Below are 22,357 nucleotides of genomic sequence, written 5' to 3'. Positions count from 1 at the left end.
CGCCCGCTCCGTCGCGTAACTCTTGTTGCAGTGCCACCCGTTCGTCCCGACCAGGAGAGCCGATGACCCAGGACCCCGCATCCGTGAGGATCGACACCAGTAAGCCGCATCCGGCGCGCATGTACGACTGGTTCCTGGGCGGCAAGGACAACTACCCGGTCGACGAGGCGATGGCGAAGCAGCTGCTCACCGTCGACGCCCGGGGCCGGGACATGGCCCGCGTCAACCGGGCCTTCATGCACCGCGCCATCCGCTGGCTCAGCGCCCACGGCGTCCGGCAGTACCTGGACGTCGGTACGGGCATCCCGACCGAGCCCAACCTGCACCAGATCGCGCAGGAGGCTGCGCCGGACTCCCGCATCGTCTACTGCGACAACGACCCGATCGTGCTCGCGCACGCGGCCGCCCTGCTGCGCTCGACCCCGGAAGGGGCCACCGAGTACATCCAGGCGGACGCCCGCGACCCCGAGATCATTCTCGAAAGGGCCGGAAAGGTCCTTGATTTCGACAAGCCCATCGCGCTGTCGATGCTCGCCCTGCTGCACTTCGTCGGGGACGAGGACGGGGCGTACGACCTGGTCGCCAAGCTCGTCGACAAGCTGGCGCCCGGCAGCTACGTCGTCCTCTCCCACGTCACCGGGGACTTCGACCCGGAGGGCGCGGCGAAGGCGAGCGCCATGTACAAGGCGCGCGGGCTGACTCTGCGGCCCCGCTCGCGGGACGAGCTGGCAGCGTTCTTCGAGGGCCTGGAGTTCGTCGAGCCGGGTGTCTCGCTCACCGCCGAGTGGCACCCGGAGCTGGGCGAGCCCGTCCCGGTCCAGGGCGACGACCCGATCCCGGGCTGGGCCGCCGTGGCCCGCAAGCCCTGACGGGATCTCTGAACAGTGCGGCGCGAAGGCCCGCGGACCGGAAGGTCCGCGGGCCTTCGTTCATGCGAGCCCGTCGACGTCCTCAGCCCGCCGGTCGGTCGGCACCGGCCCGCTCGACCAGCGTCACGCGGAAGCTCCGGGCCCGGCTCACGTTGCCGGCTGCGTCGATCGTGCGGTGCTCGATCGTGTGCGTGCCGTAGTCAGGGGTGGCGTCGTCCCACGGCACCACCCGGCTCCGGCCCAGCTTCCCGTAGACGAGGTCGTCGATGACCGTGCCGCTCGGCGAGAAGCGGAACGGCGCGTCGGCGTCCGTCGGCCAGCCGTAGTACGTGTACCAGCCGTCGCCGTCGACGCGGAACTGGCTCACCACGGCGCCGTCCTGGTCGTCGCGCGCGGTCAGCCGCATCGTGAACGGCCCGTCGTAGACGTACTCGACGGGGAGCCCGGGTCGCCGGACGGTGCGCAGCGGCGCGGACAGTTCGTACGAGGACGTCGCCGGACGGGCGTCGACCGCCCAGGCCAACTCCTCGGCCGTGCCCGGGATACGGGCCGTCAGCGTGTGCGTGCCGGGGGAGAGGTCCAGCGAACCCAGGTCCAGGTCACGGTCGTTGCGGCCGGACGGGTGGACGGGCCGGCCGTCCAGGCGCCAGTGCACGGCCGGGGTGCGGTCCGTCGGATGCGTGGTGTCCGCGTGGACGACCGACCGGCCGCCGACCGGGTCCCCGGTGGGGGTGTGCCCGGTGAACGCGGCTTCCACCGGCGCCTTTTGGGTGGTGAGCGAGGTGTCCACGGTCCAGTCGACGGTGCGGGTGAGCGCCGTCGAGGCGCGGACCGCCGGGTCGCGCACGAAGGGCGTCGGGTCGGTGACCGTCGCCGTGAGCGTGTGCGTGCCGGGGGAGAGGTCCAGCCTCCGCAGGTCGACCGTGCGGGCGCCGCGGGTGGGGAGGGTGCGCCCGTCCAGCCGCCAGGTCACGGCGAGTTCACCGCCGACGGGGTGCAGGGTGTCCACCCACACGGTCCGGTCCGCGCCGATCGGTGCGGTGTCGGGGGTGTGGTCCTGGATCAGGCTGACCTTCGCGGAGATCGCCCGGACCATCACCTCGCGCTCCACCTGGTCGAAGGCGTATCCGAGGGTCTTCATCAGGGAGTGCCGGCTGGGCCGCCAGACGCCCTTCGTGCTGTACAGGCCGCCCTCGTGGCGGCCGATGGTCCCGCCCGACTCGCTCTCCTCGCCGAGCCAGCGCCACCACTTGGCCCGCCGCTCCCGCATCTGGTCTTCCGTCAGGAGGGTGTGGTGGACGGAAGCGGGTTCCGGTCCCTCGTAGGTCTCGCCCGGCACCCCGCGCCCGTAGTAGTCGTACTCGTCCTGGAGGCCGCCGAGCGAGTGGCCTATCTCGTGCGGGGTGATGAGGGAGGACAGGGCGTTGCCGCCGGAGGCCGTGGCGTAACTCCCGCCCGCCCCGCCGTAGGTGGAGCTGTGGGCGAGGGCCACGATCTGCCGGTTCGTGCGGCTCGTGCCCGGGACGAGATCGGCGAGCGCGCCGGCCTTCGCGCTGTCGACGGTGAGCAGCCGCTGCACACTGCCCGGGTTGCAGCCGCCCCAGAAGCCCATGTCGAGCGCGGTGTCACGGGCGGGTGACGCCAGGCCCGGATCGCAGTCGACACCGGACTCGGCCGAAGGGACCTCCACCGCCCACACGTTGACGTACGAGCGGTACGAGGCGAAGGGTTCGATGCTCCACAGCGTGTTCAGATGCCGTTCCAGGTCGGCCCGGAAGGCCGGCATCTCCGCGGCCGTGTAGCCGTCACCCATGAACACCAGGTTGAACCGCCGGTCCGCGGGGCCGGTCGTCTGGACGGGGACGACGACCGGACCGTCGGCCGTCGTCGGTGTCTCGGCGGCCGCCGGTCCCGTTCCCACGAGTCCGACGGCCAGCAGACAGACCGCGACGAGGCGGGCCAGGCCTCTCCGTGCTCCCTTGCGACGCTGTGAGGTCATGGGGCGCGAGCCTAAGCCGCGCCCCCGATCCCGTAAAGATGTTCGTCAGTCGTACTGCTCCACGACGATTCCGTGAACGCTCCGCGTCGGTTCAGCGCCGCAGATAGGCCAGACCGGGGTGCTCCGCCGTGTAGTTCTCCACCAGCCGCCGGGCCACCGACACCGAGTCGACCAGCGGATGCAGCGCGAAGGCCTTGACGGCCGTCGCCCGCGAGCCGCTCTCCACCGCCACGAGCACCTCCCGCTCCACCGCCTTCACGGCGGTCACGAGACCGACGGCGTGGTACGGCAGCGGGGACACCGACACCGGATGGGCGCCGTTGGCGTCGACGAAGCAGGGGACCTCGATCACGGCGTCCGCGTCGAGGGCGGCCAGCGTGGATCCGTTGCGCACGTTGAGGATCAGCGTGGTCCGCTCGTTACGCGCCACCGCCCGCATGAGGGCGAGTGCCACCTTCTCGTAGCCGCCCGACTCCAGGTCCTCCTCGTCGCGTTCGCCGATGCCGGCGGCCTCGCGGTTGGCGGCCATGTATGTGGCCTCCCGGTCGGCGAGCGTCCGGTGCCAGGTGTCCAGGGCGGGCGTGTCGGGCTTGCCCATCTCCTCGTAGAAACCCGCCTGTTGGTCGCGCAGATAGGCGCCGCGGGTGCGCTCCGCGGTCCGGTAGGCGTGTACGGCCTCCCGGTTGAAGTAGTAGTAGTGCAGGTACTCGTTGGGGACGGCACCGAGCGAACGCAGCCACTCCGGGCCGAACAGCCTGCCCTCCTCGAAGGAGCCGAGCGCCTGCTCGTCGGCGAGGAGCCGGGGGAGTACGTCGCGCCCACCGACCCGCAGACCGCGCAGCCAGCCCAGGTGGTTGAGGCCCACGTAGTCGATCCACACCTCGTCCGGGTCCGCACCGAGGACCCGGGCGACGCGGCGGCCCAGGCCCACGGGGGAGTCGCAGATGCCGACGACCCGGTCGCCGAGGATCCGGGACATGGCCTCCGTCACGAGCCCGGCCGGGTTGGTGAAGTTGATGACCCAGGCGTCGGGGGCGAGTTCGGCGACCCTGCGGGCGATGTGCTCCGCGACGGGCACGGTCCGCAGGCCGTACGCGATCCCGCCCGCCCCCACGGTCTCCTGCCCGAGGACCCCCTCGGCGAGTGCGATCCGCTCGTCCGCCGCCCTGCCCTCCAGGCCGCCGACCCGGATCGCGGAGAACACGAAGTCGGCCCCGCGCAGCGCCTCGTCGAGATCCGTCGTCGCCGTCACGGCGGGCGCGTCCGGCACCCCCTCGCCCTGCTCCACGAGCACCCTGGCGATGGCCGACAGGCGGCCCTCGTCGAGGTCGTACAGGGTGACGTGGGTGACCCGCCCCTCGGCGTGGTCGCCGAGGAGAGCGCCGTACACCAGCGGCACCCGGAATCCGCCGCCTCCGAGAATCGTCAGTTTCATGCCCGTACGCTACTCGGGCGCACCCGGCCGGCAGCGGGACGACGGGCGGGCGTCCACGGCGGAGTCCACATGGCGAGCGCCGGACCGGCGAGGACCGGACAGGCCAGGGCCGGACAGGCGAGCTCCGGACCGGCGAGGACCGGACAGGCGGGTCGCCACCTGAGAGAGAATGGCGGCATGTCCCGACGCAAGACCCGCCCCCGTACCGCCCCGGCCGCCGTCGCCCCGGCCTTCACCGCCGACTCCCCCTGCCCCTGCGGCCTCGACGCCGCGTACGGCGCGTGCTGCGGCCGATTCCACAGCGGTACGGCGGGCACGGCACCGACGGCCGAGCTGCTCATGCGCTCCCGCTACAGCGCCTTCGTCGTCCGCGACGAGGCGTACCTGCTGCGCACCTGGGCGCCGGAGACCCGTCCCGGCGAGGTCGACTTCGATCCGGCGCTGCGCTGGACCGGCCTGGAGATCCAGGCGGCCACCGACGGCACCGCCTTCCACCAGCACGGCACCGTCACCTTCACGGCGGGCTACGTCCACGGCGGCGAGCCGGGCGCACTGCGCGAGCGGAGCCGCTTCGCCCGCCACGAGGGCGCCTGGGTGTACGTGGACGGCGACGTCAGCGAGTAGCTTCGGGTGCCGTGACCGCACAGTGGCGCGCGGTCGGCCGCCTCACCGCCTCACCGCGTCACGGACACGGGTGCCCGGTCCTCCGTCCCCCGCCCCGGGAGTCCGGTCGCCAGGTCCTCGGCGACGACCTTCTTGGCGATGGCGTCCGTCGCCACCCGCAGCTCCGGGCCGCTCGGCCGGCCGCGCTCCTGCTCGATCCGGTCGGAGAGCCAGTCGCCCCAGGCCCGGGTGATCACCGTCGCCTCGCGCTCGCCCGCCGGGGTGTGCGAGAGCAGATTGCCGTCCCGGGTCAGGAAGCCCTCGTCGACCATCCGCTCGAAGACCGGCAGGAGCACCTCGGGCGGCACCCTCCGGCCGGCCGCGATCAGGCCGAGGCTCGCGTGCCCGACGGTCCGGGTGTAGAGCTCGACCTGCATCACCGCCCAGGCGCCCGCCGTGTCGAGCCGGGTGTCGGAGACGCGGACGATCCGCCGTGCGGTGTCGAGGTCGATGCGGCGCAGGAGCCGCCCGACGGAGAGTTCGAGGAGCTTCGCCGAGTCGCCGGACGAGGTGGGGGAGGCGAAGCCCTCGCCCATGTCCGGTGCGGCGGCACGGGCCGAGTCGCGGAGCGTCACCTGCTTGAGGAAGAGGGCCACGACGAACCCGACGGCGGCGACCGGCACCGTCCACAGGAAGACGGTGTGGAGGGTGTCGGCGTAGGCGTGCACGATCGGTTCCGCGACCTCGGGCGGCAGGCCGTGCACCCCGGCCGGGCTCTGCGCGGCCTGCGCCAGGCCGGCCGGGTCGATGCCGAGGCTGCCGGCGACCGCCGCGGCCTCGCCGACCCCCGCCGCGAGGTTGGGCTTGAGGGAGTTGACGTAGATCGTGCCGAAGACGGCCGTGCCGAAGGAACTGCCGAGGGTACGGAAGAAGGTGACGCCCGAGGTCGCCGTGCCGAGGTCGGCGTAGTCGACGGTGTTCTGCACGGCGATGGTCAGGACCTGCATGCACAGGCCGATGCCGACGCCGAGGACGAACATGTACAGCGACGCCAGCCAGGTGCTGGTCTCCGGCCCCATGAGCGAGAGCAGATAGAGGCCGACGCCCATCACGAAACAGCCCGCGATGGGGAAGACCCGGTAGTGGCCCGTCTTGCTGACGACGTTGCCGCTGAAGATCGAGGCGATGAGCAGTCCGACGACCATGGGCAGGGTCCGGATGCCGGAGACGGTCGCCGAGTCCCCGTCGACGTACTGGAGGTAGGTCGGCAGGAAGGTCATCGCGCCGAGCATCGCGAAGCCGACGACGAAGCTCAGTACGGAGCAGACGGTGAAGACGGGGTTGGCGAACAGCCGCATGGGCAGCATGGGTTCGGCCGCCCGGGTCTCCACCCAGCAGAACAGGCCGAGGGCGACGAAGCCGCCGACGAAGAGCCCGATGATGACGCCGGACGTCCACGCGTACTCGTTGCCGCCCCAACTCGTCGCGAGGATCAGGGCGCTGGCGCCGACGGCGACGAACGCGATGCCGGCGTAGTCGATGACGGGGCGGCTCGCGGAGCGTACGGAGGGGATGGTGCGGGCGGCGGCGATCACGACGAGGATCGCGATGGGGACGTTGACGTAGAACGCCCAGCGCCAGCTCAGGTGGTCGGTGAACAGACCGCCGAGGAGCGGGCCGATGACGGTGGCGACACCGAACACGGCCCCGATCGCGCCCTGGTACTTTCCGCGTTCGCGCAGCGGGATCACATCGGCGATGAGGGCCATCGAGGTGACCATGAGGCCGCCGGCGCCGATGCCCTGGAGACCGCGCCAGGCGATCAGCAGCGTCATGTTCGTGGCGAGCCCGCAGAGGAACGAGCCGGCGATGAAGACGATCGCCGAGATCTGGAAGATCAGCTTGCGGCCGAAGAGGTCGCCGAACTTGCCGACGAGGACGGTCGCGACGGTCTCGGCGAGCAGATAGGCGGTGACCACCCACGACATGTGCGCGGCGCCGCCGAGATCCGAGACGATCGTGGGCAGGGCGGTGCCGACGATCGTCTGGTCGAGGGCGGCGAGGAGAACGCCCAGCATGATCGTGCCGAACACGATGTTGCGGCGGCGCTTGTCGAGCACGGGTGGTTCGGTGGCGGCCGGGGGCGCGGGCACTGCGTCGCTGGTCGTGGTCACCTTCGCAGCGTCACACCGCCACCGGCCGCATGCATGCGGGGGACGGCCGAACAGGTGTACTGGGTCAGGGGGTGACCGGCAGCTGGGGGTGGTGCTTGGCGAGGATCTTGTTGGCCCGCGCCAGTGCCGCGAGGGCGTGCTCGCGGTCCGCCCGGTCCTCCGCGCAGAGCGGCCCCCGGAACCGATACACCTCGCGCGCCGCGCAGTCCGCGTCGACCTCGGCCTGGAGGACGTGCAGCGGAAGACAGGCGCCGATCAGTGCGGCCACGCTGTCGGGGATCGGTACGGGGACGAGGGGCGAGGGCGAGGCGATCACGGGTCAGTCCTTGTGGGTCCGGGGAGGGTGCGAAGTGTCTCCACCTCCAATACGTACCGGATCGCGGTACGGGTTCCGGCACGGGGCTGTCCCGACGGCGCGACGACAGGACGCCCCGCGGGAGCGGAAGACGACCGCCGGGGGAGCGGGGGCCGCGCCGGGGGCCGACAGCGCCGGCGGCGTTCCCGCAGGTGCGGGGGTGGTCGGCGGCTCGCGCGAGGAGTCGCGGTCCCCGCTCATCGAGAAGGAGTTCGACGAACGTCTTCTCGATGGCGAGGTGTTGGAGAGATCGTCGGCTCGCGGAATGTGAAGCATCTCACTCGCCGCTCCGACGGCTTCCGCCCGCGACCATTCCGTGCGTACGTGCTGTGCACGGGTGTGCGATCCACCCGATCCACCCGATCCACCCGATCCACCCGATCCACCCGATCCACCCGATCCGCCTGAGGTGATCCGTGGGTCCTACGAGAGGATCTCGGACAGGTCGTACGAGACGGGCTCGTCCAACTGTCCGTAGCCGCAGGACTCCGGCGTCCGGTCCGGGCGCCAGCGCTTGAACTGGGCGGTGTGCCGGAAGCGGTCGCCCTCCATGTGGTCGTACCCGACCTCGCACACCCGCTCCGGCCGCAACGCCACCCATGACAGGTCCTTCTTGCCCGACCAGCGGCTCGGCGCACCCGGCAGCCGCGCCCCCGCGTGCGCGGACTCCTCCGTCCACGCCGCCCACGGGTGCCCGTCCGGCGGATCCATCCGCAGCGGTTCCAGCTCCTCGATCAGCTCGGCGCGCCGGGCGGCGGTGAAGGCCGCGCACACGCCGACGTGCTGGAGGACGCCCCCGTCGTCGTACAGGCCGAGCAGCAGCGAGCCGACCACCGGTCCGCTCTTGTGGAAGCGGTAGCCGGCCACGACCACGTCGGCCGTCCGCTCGTGCTTGATCTTGTACATGAGGCGGGCGTCCGGCCGGTACGGCAGGTCGAGCGGCTTGGCGATCACCCCGTCGAGCCCCGCGCCCTCGTACTGCTCGAACCAGCGGGCCGCGACCTCGGCGTCCCGGGTCGCGGGCGCCAGATGGACCGGCGCGTCGACCCCGTCGAGTACCCGCTCCAGGGCCGCCCGCCGCTCGCTCAGCTCCACGTCCAGCAGGGACTCGTCCCCGAGGGCGAGCAGGTCGAAGGCGACGAACCGTGCCGGAGTGGTCTCCGCGAGCATGCGGACCCGGGAGTCGGCCGGATGGATCCGCTCGCTGAGCCGGTCGAAGTCGAGGTGGCCGTCGTGCTCGATCACGATCTCGCCGTCGACCACGCAGCGCTCCGGCAGCCGGGCCGCGAGCGCCTCGACCAGCTCGGGGAAGTACCGGGTCAACGGCTTGCCGGTACGGCTCCCGATGACGAGCTCCGGCCCGTCGCGGTGGACGATCGCGCGGAATCCGTCCCACTTCGCCTCGTATTGCATCCCGGGCGGAATCTTCTTCACGGACTTGGCGAGCATCGGCTTCACGGGCGGCATCACCGGCAGATCCATGGGCCCGATTGTCCGGTATGCGGGACTTGTCGGCGAACCCTAGGCTGGCCCGCATGGCAGGCAAGGCGGCAGCGGTGGAACTGGAAGTCGGCGACCGGACCGTACGCGTGTCCAATCCCGACAAGGTGTACTTCCCCGAACCCGGATACACGAAGCTCGACATGGTCAGCTACTACCTGGCCGTGGGCGACGGCATCACCCGCGCCCTGCGGAACCGGCCCACCACCCTGGAGCGCTACCCCGACGGGGTGACCGGCGAGTCCTTCTTTCAGAAGCGCGCCCCCAAGTACCTCCCCGACTGGATCCCGACGGCCCACATCACCTTCCCCAGCGGCCGGTCGGCCGACGAGATGTGCCCCACCGAACCGGCCGCCGTCCTCTGGGCCGCCAATCTCGGCGCCGTCACCTTCCACCCCTGGCCGGTACGGCGGGAGGACACCGACCACCCCGACGAGCTCCGCATCGACCTCGACCCGCAGCCCGGCACGGAGTACGCCGACGCCGTCCGCGCCGCCCACGAGCTGCGCTCCGTCCTCGACGGGCACGGGCTGCGCGGCTGGCCGAAGACCTCGGGCGGCCGGGGGCTGCACGTCTTCGTGCCGATCACGCCCGACTGGACCTTCACGCAGGTCAGAAGGGCGGCCATCGCCTGCGGCCGGGAGCTGGAGCGGCGGATGCCGGAGCGGGTGACCACGAAGTGGTGGAAGGAGGAGCGCGGGGAGCGGATCTTCGTCGACTACAACCAGACGGCCCGGGACCGGACCATCGCCTCCGCCTACTCCGTACGCCCGCGCCCGCACGCCCCCGTCTCGGCGCCGCTGCGCTGGGACGAGATCGACGACGCCGTGCCGCGGGACTTCGACATCAGGACCATGCCGGCCCGCTACGCCGAACTCGGCGACATCCACGCCGACATGGACGACGAGCGGTTCAGCCTGGAGTCCCTGCTCGAACTGGCCCGGCGGGACGAGGCGGACCACGGCCTCGGCGACCTGCCGTATCCGCCGGAGTATCCGAAGATGCCGGGCGAACCGAAGCGGGTCCAGCCGAGCCGCGCGAAGAAGGACCCGAAGCAGGAGCCCTCCGAAGAGGCGTGACGGGGCCGGTTCGGTGCGCGACGAGGCGGGTCGGGCAGTGCGCGACAGGGCGGGCCGGCCCGTTCCGGGTGGGGGCGGGCCCGCCCTGTCGCCTCGACCATAAAACAACACGAACGGTCGTGCTAGCATTTTCTCGTATCCAGGCCGACCGAGGAGATCCGGCATGTACCCGATGGCTCCGCTCGTACGCACCGTCCTGAACACCACCGCCCGCCTCGCCCCCGGGCCCGCCGGACGCATGGCCTTCCACCTCTTTGTCCGCCCACTCGGCCGGGCCCGCCCGCGGCCGGAGGAGCAGGCGCTCTTCGCCGCCGCCCGTACGGGACGCCTCCGCGTCCGGGGCAAGGACGTCGTCACGTACGCCTGGGGTGACGGGCGCCGGCCGGTTCTGCTCGTCCACGGCTGGTCCTCGCGCGCCTCACGGCTCACCGCCTTCGCCGAGGCCCTGCTCGCACGCGGCTACAGCCCGGTCGCCTTCGACGCTCCGGGGCACGGCGAGTCCCCGGGCAGGGCGAGCAACATCATCGAATACCGGTACATCATCAGGGAGTTGCACGCCAGGCACGGGGACTTCGACGCCGTCGTCGCCCATTCCTTCGGTGTCCTCGCCACCCACCTCGCCTTCCGCGACGACCAGGGGGAAGGTGTCCGCGCCGCTCGCTTGGTGGGGCTCGGCGGGGTCGGCTCCTTCACCATGCTGCTCGCGGGCTTCCGGGCCGGCTTCGGCGTGTCCGACCTGGTCGTCCGGGGCATGCGCGCGTACGTCGAGCGACGGATCGCGCCCGGCGAGCCCGGCATCTGGGACCGGTTCGACGCCGACGGGGCAGCGGCCGAACTCGACCTCCCCGTCCTGTTGTTCCACGACGAGGACGACGACATGGTCCCCGTCGTCCAGGCGCGCCGGCTGGCCCGCGCCCACGGCGACCGGGCCCGGCTCGTCGTCACCCGCGGCCTCGGCCACCGCCGCATCCTGACGGACCCGGGGGTGGTGGCCGAGGCCGTGGAGTTCGTGACAGCCGGATCCATGCCGGAGCCGGCGGTCATGGCGCCCGAGGGCGGGATCGCGCGCGAAGGCAGGACCGCGCCCGAGAGCAGGATCGCGACAGGCTGAGTCAGCTCACCGGCGTCGTGATCACGGCCGAGTTGTTGTTCGGCCTGGGGTCGGGCGTGTCACTGGTCGCGAAGACGATGTTGGTGACGGGGTTGGTGACGCCTCCGGCGCCGGTGGCCGAGCGGACCTTCACCGCGATCGTGACGGTGGCGGCCCCGCCCCTGGGCACGGTGCCGAACGAGCAGGTCACGGTGTCCGTGGTGCCGGTCGGCGGAGTGTCGCAGTGGCCCGTGGACGGGCTCGCGGAGGAGTAACGGACGCCGACCGGGAGCTGGTTCGTGAGGACCACGTTCTCCGCGGCGGTCGGACCGTAGTTGTGGACGCGCACGGTGTAGGTCAGCGTCCCGCCGTTGGCGACCGGCTCGGGGCTCGCCGCGATCGACGTCGCCAGGTCGGCGAGCGGCTGGAACACGACGACGGTGTGCCGGTCGCCGGCGGTGATCGCGGTGGCGCCTTCGAGGAACTGGGTGCAGGGAGCGGTCTGGCCGTGGGCGCAGACCCGGATGGGTGAGGTGCGGTCGGTCGTGGTGCCGTCGCCGAGCTGGCCGTATGCGTTGTGTCCCCAGGCGCGGAGCGAGCCGTCGGAGCGTAGCGCGAGGCTGTGCAGACTTCCGGAGCCCGCGGCGACGTTGACAACACCCGTCAGGACTCCCGCGCAGCCGCCCGGCGCACACACCTGGACCGGGACCGGCCGGCTGAGGGTGCTCCCGTTGCCGAGCTGTCCGAAGAAGTTGTTGCCCCAGGCGACGGCGGTTCCGTCACCGCGTGCCGCGAGGCTGTGGATCGCGCCCGCCCCCACGGACTTCACGCCCGAGAGGAAGGCGGTGCAGGGCGCGATCTGCCCGATCGCACAGACCTGTACGGGGGTCGTCTGCTGCGCGCCGACCCCGTCGCCCAGCGCGATTCCGGTGCCCCAGGCGCGAGCGGAGCCGTCACTGCGGGCCGCGACACTGTGGGAGACGCCGCCGGCCACGGAGACCACGTTGGTCAGGCTGGAGACGCTCACCGGGGCGTTACGGTTGTCGAGCGTGCCATCGCCGAGCTGGCCCTCGTTGTTGATGCCCCAGGAGCGGACGTCGCCGTCGGCGCGCACCGCGAGACTGTGCTGGAAGCCGGCCGCGATGCTGGTGATGTTGGTCAGGTGCGACGTGCACGGGGCGACCGAGCCCACGGCGCAGACCCGGACCGGCGACGTCTCGTGGTTGATCACGCTGCCCGCACCGAGCTGGCCGCTGGTGTTGTTGCCCCAGGCCACGACGGTCCCGTCGGTGAGCAGAGCCAGGCTGTGGAGGGCGCCGACCGCGACGGAGACGACGCCTTTGAGGAACGAGGCGCACGGAGCGGGCTCGCCGACCGCGCAGACCCGGACAGCTGTGGTGCGGTCGGTCGTGGTGCCGTCTCCGAGCTGGCCGCTGAAGTTGGCACCCCAGCCGATGACGGAACCGTCCTCGAGTACCGCGACGCTGTGCGCCTGGCTGCCCGCGACCTGCACGACCTTGCCGAGCGGCGTCGTGCAGGTCGCGTTCCCGCAGACCCGCCCGGGGATCGTGCTCTGCCCGGCGGTGTTGCCGTCGCCGAGCTGGCCCGACTCGTTGGTTCCCCAGACGAGGGCGGTGCCAGGCGGCGCCGTACGGATGTCCCGCGAGCCCGCGCTGTCGGCGTACGCGGGGGAGGGGACGGACAGGCCGACACCGGGCAGTACCAGGGCGGCGGCCAGCGAGGTGGCCAGGGCGGCCATCGCGGCGAGTGGTCTTCGAAGACCGGCCCTCCGGCGGGCGCCGGGACGGGTGTCCGAGACGGACATACGCGCTCCTCTCACGGGGCGGACCGGACCGCGGGCGGGATCGCCGAGGGCTCCGGCCGACGCGCTCACCATGGGGGCGCGCCCCGGCGCGTACGCGTGAACGACACCCGGCCTTCACCTGATCAGTTCCCGGGCAGGAGTCGGGTGGACTGCCCGGGGTGCGGAGACCGGCGGGACGTGAGAGGAAAGACTCTTGGGGGGAGGAAGGCGGAGGAGCTCAGGCCTGTTCGGCGAGCGCCGCGCGGCCCTGCTCCGTGGCCGAGGAGCGCAGCCGGGCCGTGACGCCGCGCTCGGCGCGGCCGTACGCGTGGGTGTCGCCGAGCAGCACGGACTGCGCGTTGGCCGCCTCCATGAGGGCGATCACCTCGAAGGCCAGCTGCTCCACGTCCAGGTCCTCGGTGAAGTCCCCGACGGCACGTGCCTCCGACAGGGTCCGTTCCATGTACGTGGTCCAGTCGAGGCGCGTCCGGGCCACGGCGTCGTGGACCGGCCCCGTACGGGCGTCGAACTCGGCCGAGACCGCGTAGAAGAAGCAGCCGCCCGAGAAGACGCGGTCCGAGGAGTACGTGAGCCAGTTCCGGCACAGCGCGCGCACGCGCGCCGCCCCCGGGGGCACGTCCTTGAGGGGGGCGACGACCTGTTCGGCGAAGACGGCGACGGCGGCCCTGACGGTGGCGAGCTGGAGCTCCTCCTTGGAGCCGAAGAGGGCGAAGACGCCGCTCTTGCTCAGCTCCAGCTCGGTCGCGATCCGGCCCAGGGACAGGCCTTCGAGGCCCTCGACGGACGCGATGTCCATCGTCCGGCCGAGCACGAGGCGTCGTGTCTGGTTGCCGCGCTCGACACGCCCGTCCGTCTTGGTGTCGGTACCCGTGGTGCCGCTTCCGGTGCTGCCGCTCATGCCCTCATCGTACTGAACGCACGACCGTGCGGAAATCTCCGTCCGCCCGGTCGTCGGATCCCGCCCCGGGTGAAGGGAGGCCGTCAGGGCCGCTCCCCGGGGTCCCGCCGTTCCGTCGGGGCGAGGAGAAGGACCTCCAGCGCCCTGGCGCACTCCCGTGCCTGCGTCAGGTACCAGTCGAGCCGCGCGTCGGTGATCAGCTCCGGCGTCGCGCGGACCGCGAGCGCGAACCGCGCGTGCCCCGCCCGCTCCAGGACCGGTACGGCCACGGTCCGCACCCCGTGGGCCGACTCGCCGTCGTTGAGCGCGTACCCCGCCTCCCGTACGCGTGCCAACTCGGCTGCCAGGGCGGGAGGTTCGACGATGGTCCGCTCGGTGAACGCGGGCAGCGCCGGCAGGGAACGGGGGCCGCCCTCGCCCGCGCGCGGCCAGGCGAGCAGCACCTTCCCGAGCGCCGTGGAGTGCAGAGGCCGGCGCAGACCGACCTTCGGCGTCACCGAGCCGCCCGCCACGATCACCACGTGCGGACCGCTCCGCAGTGCCAAGTCGGCCGTCGCGCCCGTCCGTTCGGCCAGATCGGCGAGCTCGGGCGTGGCCAGGTGCAGCCCCCGCTGGTGGTACGAGAGGCGGCCCAGCTCCGTCATCGCCGGACCGAGCCGGTAGCGGGCGGTCCGTGCGTCCTGCTCCAGGAAGCCGGCGCCGAGCAGGGTCCGCGCCAGCCGGTGCGCCGTGGAGGTGGAGAGCTCGAGCCGGCGCGCGAGGTCGGAGGCGCTCAGGTCGGGCCCGTTGTCGTGGAAACAGTGCAGTACGTCCAGCGCGCGGCGCACCGCCTGGGCGCCGGCCGGGGGTCGGAGGATGCCGGCCTCGGTCGTCATAGGGTTCGCTCCCCGTGGGTGATCGGGCCCCCACGCTCCCACATGACGGGAGCCGAATCGGGTGGGGGACGGGGTCGGAAACACTCTGTTCATACGCAATCCCACATCGTGGGAGTCGAGTTGTGAGGGGCGGAACTTCCGTGGCAGGGTTCCGGCCAACACACCACAGCGGTGACGACGCGAAGGGAGCAGGCCGACGATGAACGGACGACGTACCGCACGCACCACGCCCGCCGTCTCTCCCGAGGTGCCCGCGCTCACCCGGCGCCGCCACATCGACCTGGCACGCGTCGCCGCCGCCACCTGTCGCTGAGCCGTCGTCCCGGCACACTCGCGCCCTGTTCGCGGCCGGATCGGCGCGCTCACCGCGCCGCCCGCTCCGACGCCGATGGGCGCTGACCGGCGTCGACGGCGTCGACCGGCGCCGAGCCCGCTGACATCGATTCCGGCCGGCCCCGGTTCGCGTCGACCGCAGCGCACGCTGACCCCAGGGTGCGCCGACCCCGGTTCGCGCCGACCTGCCCCCGCCGTCCCAGGCCCCTCCCCACGTACTCGGTGACCCCCATCCGGTCCCGCCCCTCGCGTCGCGTCGCGCTGCCGACTCGCATACGCACACCTCCACGCCACCACACCCCGGGAATTCCTCCATGACCCCTGCCCGCGTCCCCGACACGCTCTGGTTCACCCGCTGCCCGGTCCCCACCGCCACCGGCGTCGCCGCCGACCGCGGCTGGCTGGCCGGGGAGTTCGCCCCGGACGGGATCGCCGTCCGCTCGCTCCAGGACGCCGAACCCGGCGCCGACCGCGCCGCCCACTTCACCCACGCCCTTCCCGGACTCTTCCGCGAGGGCGGCAACGTGCCCGCGCTGTGGGCCCGTTCACGCGGCGAGCGCACCCGGCTCGTCGGCCTCACCTGGATCGAGGAGCGCCAGGCCGTGCTCGTCGCCCCCGGCTCCCCGCTCCGCGGGGCCGCCGCCCTGCGCGGCCTCCGGCTCGCCGTGCCCCGCCACTCCGTGCCGATCGACTTCTGGCGGGCGATGGCCCTGCGCGGCTTCGAGGGCGTCCTCGCCTCGGCGGGGTACGGACTCGACGACGCCGTCCTCGTCGACGTACCGGCCGACGGGCACTCCGGACAGTGGGCCGCCGAGCTGGCCGCACTGCGCCGGGGCGAGGTCGACGCCGTGTACGTGAAGGGGGCCCTCGCCGTCGAGGCGGCCCGCCGCGCCGGAGCCGAGGTCGCCGTGGAACTCGACGAGCTCCCCGACCCCGCGCACCGCGTCAACAACGGCACCCCGCGCCCCCTCACCGTGCACCAGGACCTCCTGGACGAGCATTCCGAGCTGGTGGCCCGCTTCCTCGCCGTCCTGCTCCGCGCCGCCGACTGGGCCGCCGACGAGCCCGCCGAGGTCGCCCGCATCCTCGGCGCCGAGACCGGCGCGGGCGCCGAGGGCGTCGCCGGTGCCTACCGGCCCGGCACCCACCGCACCCTGCACCCCGACCTGTCGGCCACCCGGCTCGACCTGCTCGCCCGACAGGAGGAGGCGCTGCGCGCGCACGGCTTCCTGCCCGAGGCCGTGGACGTACGGGCCTGGGCCGACCCGGAGCCCCTGCGCCGCGCCCGCCTCCTCACCCCCGACCCCGCCACCGCCACCGGGCGGCGGTCCCCGCACCCCGCCCCGTAACCCGAAGCGCCGCCCGGCTCGCTCCGCATCCCCGCCCGGCTCGCTCCGCATCCCCGACCCGCCTCCGAGAAGGACGACCGTCATGCGCCCACTCACCCCGCTCGCCGCTCTGGCGGCCCTCGCCGTCCTCTCCACCGTCACCGCCTGCGGCGGCGCCTCCACGGGAGCGGACGCGTCCAAGGGAGCGGGCGGCACCGTCACCGTCCGCATCCCCGACCCCGGCAACGCGGGTGTCCTCGCCCGCGGCAAGAAGGACGGCAGCCTCGACAAGGCACTCGCCGCCGTCGGCGCCAAGGTCGCGTGGACCGGCAGCGCCGGCCCCTTCGCCCCCGCCGCCCAGGCCATGAACGCCGACCAGCTCGACATCGCGACCGGCTCCATCACCTCCGGCATCACCTCGCTCTCCCAGAGCCCCGGCTTCGCCTTCTTCACGGCGACCGACCCCGACCCCGTCGGCGAGGGCATCCTCGTTCGCGAGGGCTCGGACATCACCTCCGTCTCGGACCTCGTCGGCCGCAAGGTCGCCGTCAACAAGGGCGGCACCGGCGAGTACCTGCTGCTCAAGGCCCTCGCCCGGGCAGGCGTCCCCGCCGACAAGGTCGAGCGCGTCTATCTGCGCCCCGACCAGACGGCCGCCGTCTTCAACGCGGGCCAGGTCGACGCCTGGGCCGTCTGGTCCACCTACGCGGTCGCCGAGATCGGCTCCGGCAAGGCGCACTTCGTCGCCGACGGCACCGCGATCGGATCCGACAACTACAGCCTCAACGCGGTCCGTTCGGACTTCGCCACGCAGCACCCCGAGGTCGTGAAGGCGCTCTACCGCTACCTCCACGAGAACAGCGCCAAGGAGAAGAGCGACCCGGCCGCCTACCTCAACGTCTTCACCGACGCGGGTCCCACGGCCGTCAACGGCAAGGCCAAGGAGGTCCAGATCGACTTCACCCGCCGGGGAGGCACCGTCGACCCGATCGGCGCCGAGGACATCAAGCGCTTCGAGACCGTCGCCCGGTTCTACGCCGATCAGAAGGTCACCCCGAACAAGGTCGACATCGCCGCCCACCTCCTCGACATCGAGAAGCTGTCGTGACCGTCACCGGACTCGTCGCACCCCGCCCGCCCGTCCGACGTCCCCGCTCCCGGGCCCGCTCCGTCACCGTCCGCGCCCTCGGGCCGGTCGCCCTCCTCGCCCTGTGGTGGATCTCCTCCGCCACCGGCCTCCTCACCCCCGACGTGCTCGCCTCTCCACCCCAAGTCGTCGATGCAGTCGGAGAGTTGTGGGGGAACGGTCAGCTTCCCGACGCGCTCGCCACCTCCCTCACCCGCTCGGGCATCGGACTCGTCATCGGCCTTGCCGCCGGGCTCACCCTCGGTATCACCACCGGCTTCACCCGGCTCGGCGACGAGCTCCTCGACTCCTCCCTCCAGACCCTGCGGACCATCCCCTTCCTCTCCCTCGTCCCGCTCTTCATGGTGTGGTTCGGCATCAACGAGACCGCGAAGATCCTGCTCATCGCCGTCGCCACCACCTTCCCCATGTACGTCTCTACCTCCGGCGGCGTCCGCAACACCGACCGCAAGCTCGTGGAGGCCATGCGCAGCTTCGGACTCGGCCGCCTCGCGATCGTCCGCCAGGTCGTCCTGCCCGGCGCGCTGCCCTCGCTCCTCGCCGGACTGCGGCTCTCCATGACGCTGAGCGTGATCGCGCTCATCGCCGCCGAGGAGATCAACGCCACCGAAGGCATCGGCTACCTGATGTCCCAGGCCCAGAGCTACGCCCGCACCGACATCCTCGCCGTCTGCATCCTCGTGTACGGACTGCTCGGCCTCACCGCCGACGTCCTCGTCCGCGGACTGGAGCGGGTCCTCATGCCCTGGCGCACCGCCGGACCGGGAGGGACTAAATGACCGCCGTACACGTACGAGGACTCCGCCGGGTCTTCGGTGACCGCGCCGTCATCGACGGTCTCGACCTCACCATCGGGCGGGGCGAGTTCGTCGCCCTGCTCGGGGCGAGCGGCAGCGGCAAGACGACCCTGCTCCGCATCCTCGGCGGCCTCGACGGCGCCGACGGGGGAGAGGCCCTCGTCCCCGCCGCCCGCACGATCGTCTTCCAGGAACCCCGGCTCATCCCCTCCACGAAGGTCCTCGGCAACGTGACCGTCGGGCTGCCGCGCGGAGCGGCCACCAGGGAGATCGGCCTCCGGGCCCTCGCCGAGGTCGGTCTCGACCGTCATGCCGAGGCCTGGCCGGCCACCCTGTCCGGCGGCGAGGCCCAACGCGTCGCGCTGGCGCGGGCGTTGGTGCGGGAGCCCGAACTCCTCCTCCTCGACGAGCCGTTCGCCGCGCTCGACGCGCTGACCCGGCTCCGTATGCAGGACCTCGTCGGCGAGCTGCGCCGCGTGCACCACCCCGCGGTCCTGCTCGTCACCCACGACGTCGACGAGGCCGTGCGCCTCGCCGACCGGGTCGCCGTCCTGCGCGACGGGCGGCTCGTCACCGACGTACCCGTCGCCGTCGACCGGCCCCGCGACCCAGGCGACCCGGCCTTCGTCGCCCTGCGCCGCCGCCTCCTCGCCGACCTCGGCGTCCACGTGTCCGAGGAAGCACCCACCGCCGACCCCCTCCCTCTCGAAGGAGCCCCCGCATGACCGTCACCATCGGTGTCCACCGCAGCAACCCCTCCCTCTACCACCTCTCCCGCCTCGGCTTCGCGGAGCAGGAGCTCGCCGCCCTCGGCGAGACCGTGACCTGGCATCCGTACACCGACGGCGTCCGCACCGGGGCCTTCCTGGCCGACGGCACCATCGACTTCGGCGGCACCGGCTCCACCCCGCCCGTCACCGCGCAGGCCGCCGGCCACGACATCGTCTACACCGCCGTCTCCGCGCCGCGCCCCGACCACGGCGCCCTCCTCGTCCCCGAGGACAGCCCGGTCCGCACCGTCGCCGACCTCAAGGGCGCCACCGTCCACCTCGCCGTCGGCTCCTGGCAGACGCATCTCGTCGCCAAGGCCCTCGACGACGCGGGACTGTCCTACGCCACCGACATCACCCCCGTACGCGGCGACTCCACCAGCGAGGCGAAGCTCCGCTCCGGTGAGATCACCGCCTGGGTCGCGCAGGGCGCCGAGCTCGCCGCCGCCCGCCGCACCGGGGGACTGCGCACCCTGATCCGTACCGGTGAGGTCATCACCGACCGGTCCGTCTTCTTCGCCCGCCGCGACCTGGCCGAGCAGCGGCCCGAGCTGGTCGAGGCGCTCACCCGCGCGCTCCGGCGGGCCGACGACTGGGCCGCCGCGCATCCGCGCGAGGCCGCCGAGATCGCCGCCGCCGACCAAGGCGGCACGGCGGACGACTGGGAGACCGCGCTGCGGGCCCTGCCCTGGACGATCGAGCCGGTCACGGAGGAGTTCATCGCCGAGCAGCAGGAGGCGGCGGACATCTTCCACCGCACCGGATTCATCGACCGCGCGATCACCGTCGCCGACGCCCTGCCCCGGAAGGCCTGACCCGTGACCTCCCCGACCCCCGGTACGGCTCCGGCCCCCGGAACCTCACAGACCGCCCCGGGCTCTCCGTCCTCCACGGCGCCCGAGGTCCTCTGGTACATCATCCCGCGCGAAGGTGCCTACCCGTGGGAGCCGGCGGGCCGCCGGCCCGTCGACCTCGGCTATCTCCAGCAGCTCGCCGGCACCGTCGAACGCCTCGGCTACACCGGCGCGCTGCTCGCCACCGACCTCTACGACGTCTGGCCGCTCGGCTCCGCGCTCGCCGCTTCCACCAGCACCCGCTTCAAGCCGCTGCTCGCCGTGCACCCGGGCCTGATCGCCCCGACCCTGCTCGCCAAGATGGCGCTCAGCTTCGACAACCTCTTCGGCGGCCGGCTCCGCTTCAACGTGGTCAACGGCTCCACCTCGGCCCTGCGCGAGTACGGACTGCACGTCGGGCACGACGAGCGCTACGAGCTCAGCGCCGAGTACTGGTCGATCGTCAAGCGGCTCACGGCGGGGGAGGTCTTCGATCACAAGGGACGCTTCTACGACCTCAAGGACGCGGGCGCCTCCTTCAGGGACCTGAGGCCCGTCCAGGAACCGCACGTCCCGCTGTGGTTCGGCGGCTCCTCGGAGCCCGGCATCGAGATGGCCGCGGAGCACGTCGACGTCTATCTCACCTGGGGCGAGCCCCCGCACCTGCTGAAGGAGAAGCTCGACCACGTACGGGCCCGGGCCGCGGCCCACGGCCGTACCCTCCGGATCGGTCTCCGGCTCCACCTCATCGTCCGCGACACCGAGGACGAGGCATGGGCGGCGGCCGACCGGCTGCTCGGCGTCACCAGCGAGGAGACCTACGCCCGGCAGCTCGGCGGGCGGGCCGGCGAGGACGGCGTCGGCTGGCAGCGCCAGTTCCGGCAGCACGGCGGCCGGGTGCCCGCGCGGGCGCGTGAGCTGGAGGAGTACCCGAACCTCTGGCCGGGCATGAGTCTGTTCCGGCCCGGTCCCGGAACGGCGGTCGTCGGCTCCACGGCCCAGGTCGTCGAGCGGTTGCGGGAGTACCAGGAGCTCGGCGTGGACACGTTCATCCTGTCCGGGAACCCGCTCCTGGAGGAGGCCTACCGGGTTGCCGAGACGGTCCTCCCGGCACTGGGTATACGCCATTGATCGAACGTTGATGGCCTGTTTACGCCCGGCAGGCAAGGTGTCGGTCATGCAGACGGATACCGACGTGCTGACCGCTCCCGACTTCTCCTGGCGTGAGAACGCCCTGTGCGCCCAGGCGGGCCCGGAGTTCTTCTTCCCGGCCCCCGGCTCGTCGACGCGCGAGGCCAAGATGCTGTGCGGGGCGTGCGAGGGGCGCGTGGCGTGCCTGGAGTACGCCATGGATCACGACGAGCGGTTCGGGGTGTGGGGCGGGCTCTCCGAGAAGGAGCGCGTGCGGCTCAAGCGGCAGCAGGGCCGTCGCTGAACCGCACGCGCTCCTCCCCGGGGCGCGGAGTGTGGATCAGCCGGCCGCTCGGGCCGCCATGCGGGCCTTGCGGGCCGCGAGCTTCTCGTCGAACTTGGAGGCCTCGCTGTCCAGGCCGTTCATGTACAGACCCAGCTCGTCCTGGGCCTGGAGGCCCTCCGGGCCGAGCCCCTCGATCTGCAGGACCTTGAGGAAGCGCAGGACGGGCTGGAGCACGTCGTCGTGGTGGATGCGCATGTTGTAGATCTCGCCGATCGCCATCTGCGCCGCGGCCCGCTCGAAGCCCGGCATGCCGTGTCCGGGCATCCGGAAGTTCACGACCACGTCCCGCACGGCCATCATGGTCAGGTCCGGGGCGAGCTCGAAGGCCGCGCCCAGCAGGTTCCGGTAGAAGACCATGTGCAGGTTCTCGTCGGTGGCGATGCGGGCCAGCATGCGGTCGCAGACCGGGTCGCCCGACTGGTGGCCGGTGTTCCGGTGGGAGATGCGGGTCGCGAGCTCCTGGAAGGCGACGTACGCCACGGAGTGCAGCATCGAGTGCCGGTTGTCGGACTCGAATCCCTCGCTCATGTGCGACATCCGGAACTGCTCCAGCTTGTCCGGGTCGACGGCGCGGGAGGCCAGGAGGTAGTCGCGCATCACGATGCCGTGGCGGCCCTCCTCGGCGGTCCAGCGGTGCACCCAGGTGCCCCAGGCGCCGTCGCGGCCGAAGAGGCTGGCGATCTCGTGGTGGTAGCTCGGGAGGTTGTCCTCGGTGAGCAGGTTGACGACGAGGGCGATCTTGCCGATCTCGGTGACCTTGGACTGCTTCGGGTCCCAGGCCTCGCCGTCCTCGAAGAGGCCGGGGAAGTTCCGGCCGTCGGACCACGGCACGTACTCGTGCGGCATCCAGTCCTTGGTGACCTTGAGGTGCCGGTTGAGCTCCTTCTCCACGACCTCTTCCAGCGCGTAGAGCAGGCGCGCGTCGGTCCACTCCGCGGAGCTGCCGAGGTGGGGAGAGGTGAGCGTCACG

General features: G+C 72.3%; 21 protein-coding genes. 12 read left to right on the top strand and 9 right to left on the bottom strand.

The window, feature by feature from the left end; genetic code table 11:
* Positions 1-62: 62 nt before the first annotated feature.
* A complete protein-coding gene (locus tag SGA01_RS26285) occupies positions 63-869 on the top strand; it encodes an SAM-dependent methyltransferase (RefSeq protein ID WP_055640501.1) in 807 nt (268 codons plus the stop codon).
* 82 nt (positions 870-951) lie between these two features.
* On the opposite strand, the gene SGA01_RS26280 is transcribed toward SGA01_RS26285, so the two are convergent.
* Together SGA01_RS26280 and SGA01_RS26275 are read right to left on the bottom strand one after the other, a co-directional pair.
* On the bottom strand, positions 952-2,868 hold the full coding sequence (locus tag SGA01_RS26280; RefSeq protein WP_141299027.1) for a M64 family metallopeptidase: 1,917 nt from the start codon (positions 2,866-2,868) through the stop codon (positions 952-954).
* Between the two features lie 91 nt (positions 2,869-2,959).
* On the bottom strand, positions 2,960-4,303 hold the full coding sequence (locus SGA01_RS26275; protein ID WP_141299025.1) for a 6-phospho-beta-glucosidase: 1,344 nt from the start codon (positions 4,301-4,303) through the stop codon (positions 2,960-2,962).
* Positions 4,304-4,480: 177 nt separating this feature from the next.
* Here SGA01_RS26275 and SGA01_RS26265 point away from each other — a divergent pair, with 177 nt between their 5' ends.
* On the top strand, positions 4,481-4,927 hold the full coding sequence (locus tag SGA01_RS26265; RefSeq protein ID WP_174867496.1) for a YchJ family protein: 447 nt from the start codon (positions 4,481-4,483) through the stop codon (positions 4,925-4,927).
* A gap of 50 nt (positions 4,928-4,977) precedes the next feature.
* Here the strand turns inward: SGA01_RS26265 and SGA01_RS26260 are convergent, their stop codons facing one another.
* The 3 genes from SGA01_RS26260 to SGA01_RS26250 all read right to left on the bottom strand — a co-directional run bounded on the left by SGA01_RS26260 (position 4,978) and on the right by SGA01_RS26250 (position 8,917).
* Positions 4,978-7,080, bottom strand: coding sequence for an MDR family MFS transporter (locus SGA01_RS26260; RefSeq protein WP_141299021.1), 2,103 nt, complete (start codon positions 7,078-7,080; stop codon positions 4,978-4,980).
* A 64-nt stretch (positions 7,081-7,144) separates the two neighbouring features.
* Complete coding sequence (locus SGA01_RS26255; protein ID WP_024761539.1) at positions 7,145-7,396, bottom strand: hypothetical protein; 252 nt, start codon at positions 7,394-7,396, stop codon at positions 7,145-7,147.
* A 462-nt stretch (positions 7,397-7,858) separates the two neighbouring features.
* Entirely contained in the window at positions 7,859-8,917 is a 1,059-nt protein-coding gene (locus SGA01_RS26250; RefSeq protein WP_141299019.1) for an ATP-dependent DNA ligase, read from the bottom strand.
* A 53-nt stretch (positions 8,918-8,970) separates the two neighbouring features.
* Here SGA01_RS26250 and ligD point away from each other — a divergent pair, with 53 nt between their 5' ends.
* A complete protein-coding gene (ligD, locus tag SGA01_RS26245; RefSeq protein ID WP_141299017.1) occupies positions 8,971-10,014 on the top strand; it encodes a non-homologous end-joining DNA ligase in 1,044 nt (347 codons plus the stop codon).
* Positions 10,015-10,177: 163 nt separating this feature from the next.
* Positions 10,178-11,125, top strand: a complete 948-nt coding sequence (locus SGA01_RS26240) for an alpha/beta hydrolase (protein ID WP_141299015.1) — start codon at positions 10,178-10,180, stop codon at positions 11,123-11,125.
* 1 nt (position 11,126) lies between these two features.
* On the opposite strand, the gene SGA01_RS26235 is transcribed toward SGA01_RS26240, so the two are convergent.
* The 3 genes from SGA01_RS26235 to SGA01_RS26225 all read right to left on the bottom strand — a co-directional run bounded on the left by SGA01_RS26235 (position 11,127) and on the right by SGA01_RS26225 (position 14,702).
* Positions 11,127-12,929: an RCC1 domain-containing protein gene (locus tag SGA01_RS26235; protein ID WP_167534183.1), complete on the bottom strand. Its 1,803-nt coding sequence runs from the start codon at positions 12,927-12,929 to the stop codon at positions 11,127-11,129.
* Between the two features lie 217 nt (positions 12,930-13,146).
* Positions 13,147-13,827, bottom strand: a complete 681-nt coding sequence (locus tag SGA01_RS26230) for a TetR/AcrR family transcriptional regulator (RefSeq protein ID WP_141299011.1) — start codon at positions 13,825-13,827, stop codon at positions 13,147-13,149.
* 83 nt (positions 13,828-13,910) lie between these two features.
* Positions 13,911-14,702 carry an IclR family transcriptional regulator gene (locus SGA01_RS26225; protein ID WP_141299009.1) on the bottom strand — a complete coding sequence of 264 codons (792 nt, stop codon included), beginning with the start codon at positions 14,700-14,702 and terminating at the stop codon, positions 13,911-13,913.
* Positions 14,703-14,901: 199 nt separating this feature from the next.
* Here SGA01_RS26225 and SGA01_RS42970 point away from each other — a divergent pair, with 199 nt between their 5' ends.
* The 8 genes from SGA01_RS42970 (at position 14,902) to SGA01_RS26190 (ending at position 21,345) form a co-directional block, all read left to right on the top strand.
* Positions 14,902-15,015: a putative leader peptide gene (locus SGA01_RS42970; protein WP_371866159.1), complete on the top strand. Its 114-nt coding sequence runs from the start codon at positions 14,902-14,904 to the stop codon at positions 15,013-15,015.
* Positions 15,016-15,349: 334 nt separating this feature from the next.
* Positions 15,350-16,384, top strand: a complete 1,035-nt coding sequence (locus SGA01_RS26220) for an ABC transporter substrate-binding protein (protein WP_141299007.1) — start codon at positions 15,350-15,352, stop codon at positions 16,382-16,384.
* An 82-nt stretch (positions 16,385-16,466) separates the two neighbouring features.
* Positions 16,467-17,471 carry an ABC transporter substrate-binding protein gene (locus SGA01_RS26215; RefSeq protein ID WP_141299005.1) on the top strand — a complete coding sequence of 335 codons (1,005 nt, stop codon included), beginning with the start codon at positions 16,467-16,469 and terminating at the stop codon, positions 17,469-17,471.
* Positions 17,468-18,289 (top strand): ABC transporter permease, encoded by an 822-nt coding sequence (locus tag SGA01_RS26210; RefSeq protein WP_141299003.1) that lies wholly within the window; start codon positions 17,468-17,470, stop codon positions 18,287-18,289. Before SGA01_RS26215 ends, SGA01_RS26210 begins: the two co-directional genes overlap by 4 nt.
* Positions 18,286-19,032, top strand: coding sequence for an ABC transporter ATP-binding protein (locus SGA01_RS26205; RefSeq protein ID WP_141299001.1), 747 nt, complete (start codon positions 18,286-18,288; stop codon positions 19,030-19,032). Before SGA01_RS26210 ends, SGA01_RS26205 begins: the two co-directional genes overlap by 4 nt.
* Positions 19,029-19,892 carry an ABC transporter substrate-binding protein gene (locus SGA01_RS26200; protein WP_141298999.1) on the top strand — a complete coding sequence of 288 codons (864 nt, stop codon included), beginning with the start codon at positions 19,029-19,031 and terminating at the stop codon, positions 19,890-19,892. The genes SGA01_RS26205 and SGA01_RS26200 overlap by 4 nt, the downstream gene beginning before the upstream one ends.
* A gap of 99 nt (positions 19,893-19,991) precedes the next feature.
* On the top strand, positions 19,992-21,041 hold the full coding sequence (locus SGA01_RS26195; RefSeq protein ID WP_141299058.1) for an LLM class flavin-dependent oxidoreductase: 1,050 nt from the start codon (positions 19,992-19,994) through the stop codon (positions 21,039-21,041).
* 46 nt (positions 21,042-21,087) lie between these two features.
* Positions 21,088-21,345: a WhiB family transcriptional regulator gene (locus SGA01_RS26190; protein WP_141298997.1), complete on the top strand. Its 258-nt coding sequence runs from the start codon at positions 21,088-21,090 to the stop codon at positions 21,343-21,345.
* 36 nt (positions 21,346-21,381) lie between these two features.
* Here the strand turns inward: SGA01_RS26190 and SGA01_RS26185 are convergent, their stop codons facing one another.
* Entirely contained in the window at positions 21,382-22,356 is a 975-nt protein-coding gene (locus tag SGA01_RS26185; RefSeq protein WP_056647071.1) for an acyl-ACP desaturase, read from the bottom strand.
* Position 22,357 lies beyond the last annotated feature (1 nt).

It is taken from the genome of Streptomyces gardneri (assembly GCF_006539185.1).
GTDB lineage: Bacteria > Actinomycetota > Actinomycetes > Streptomycetales > Streptomycetaceae > Streptomyces > Streptomyces gardneri.
This window is presented reverse-complemented; position numbering and strand designations above follow the sequence as displayed.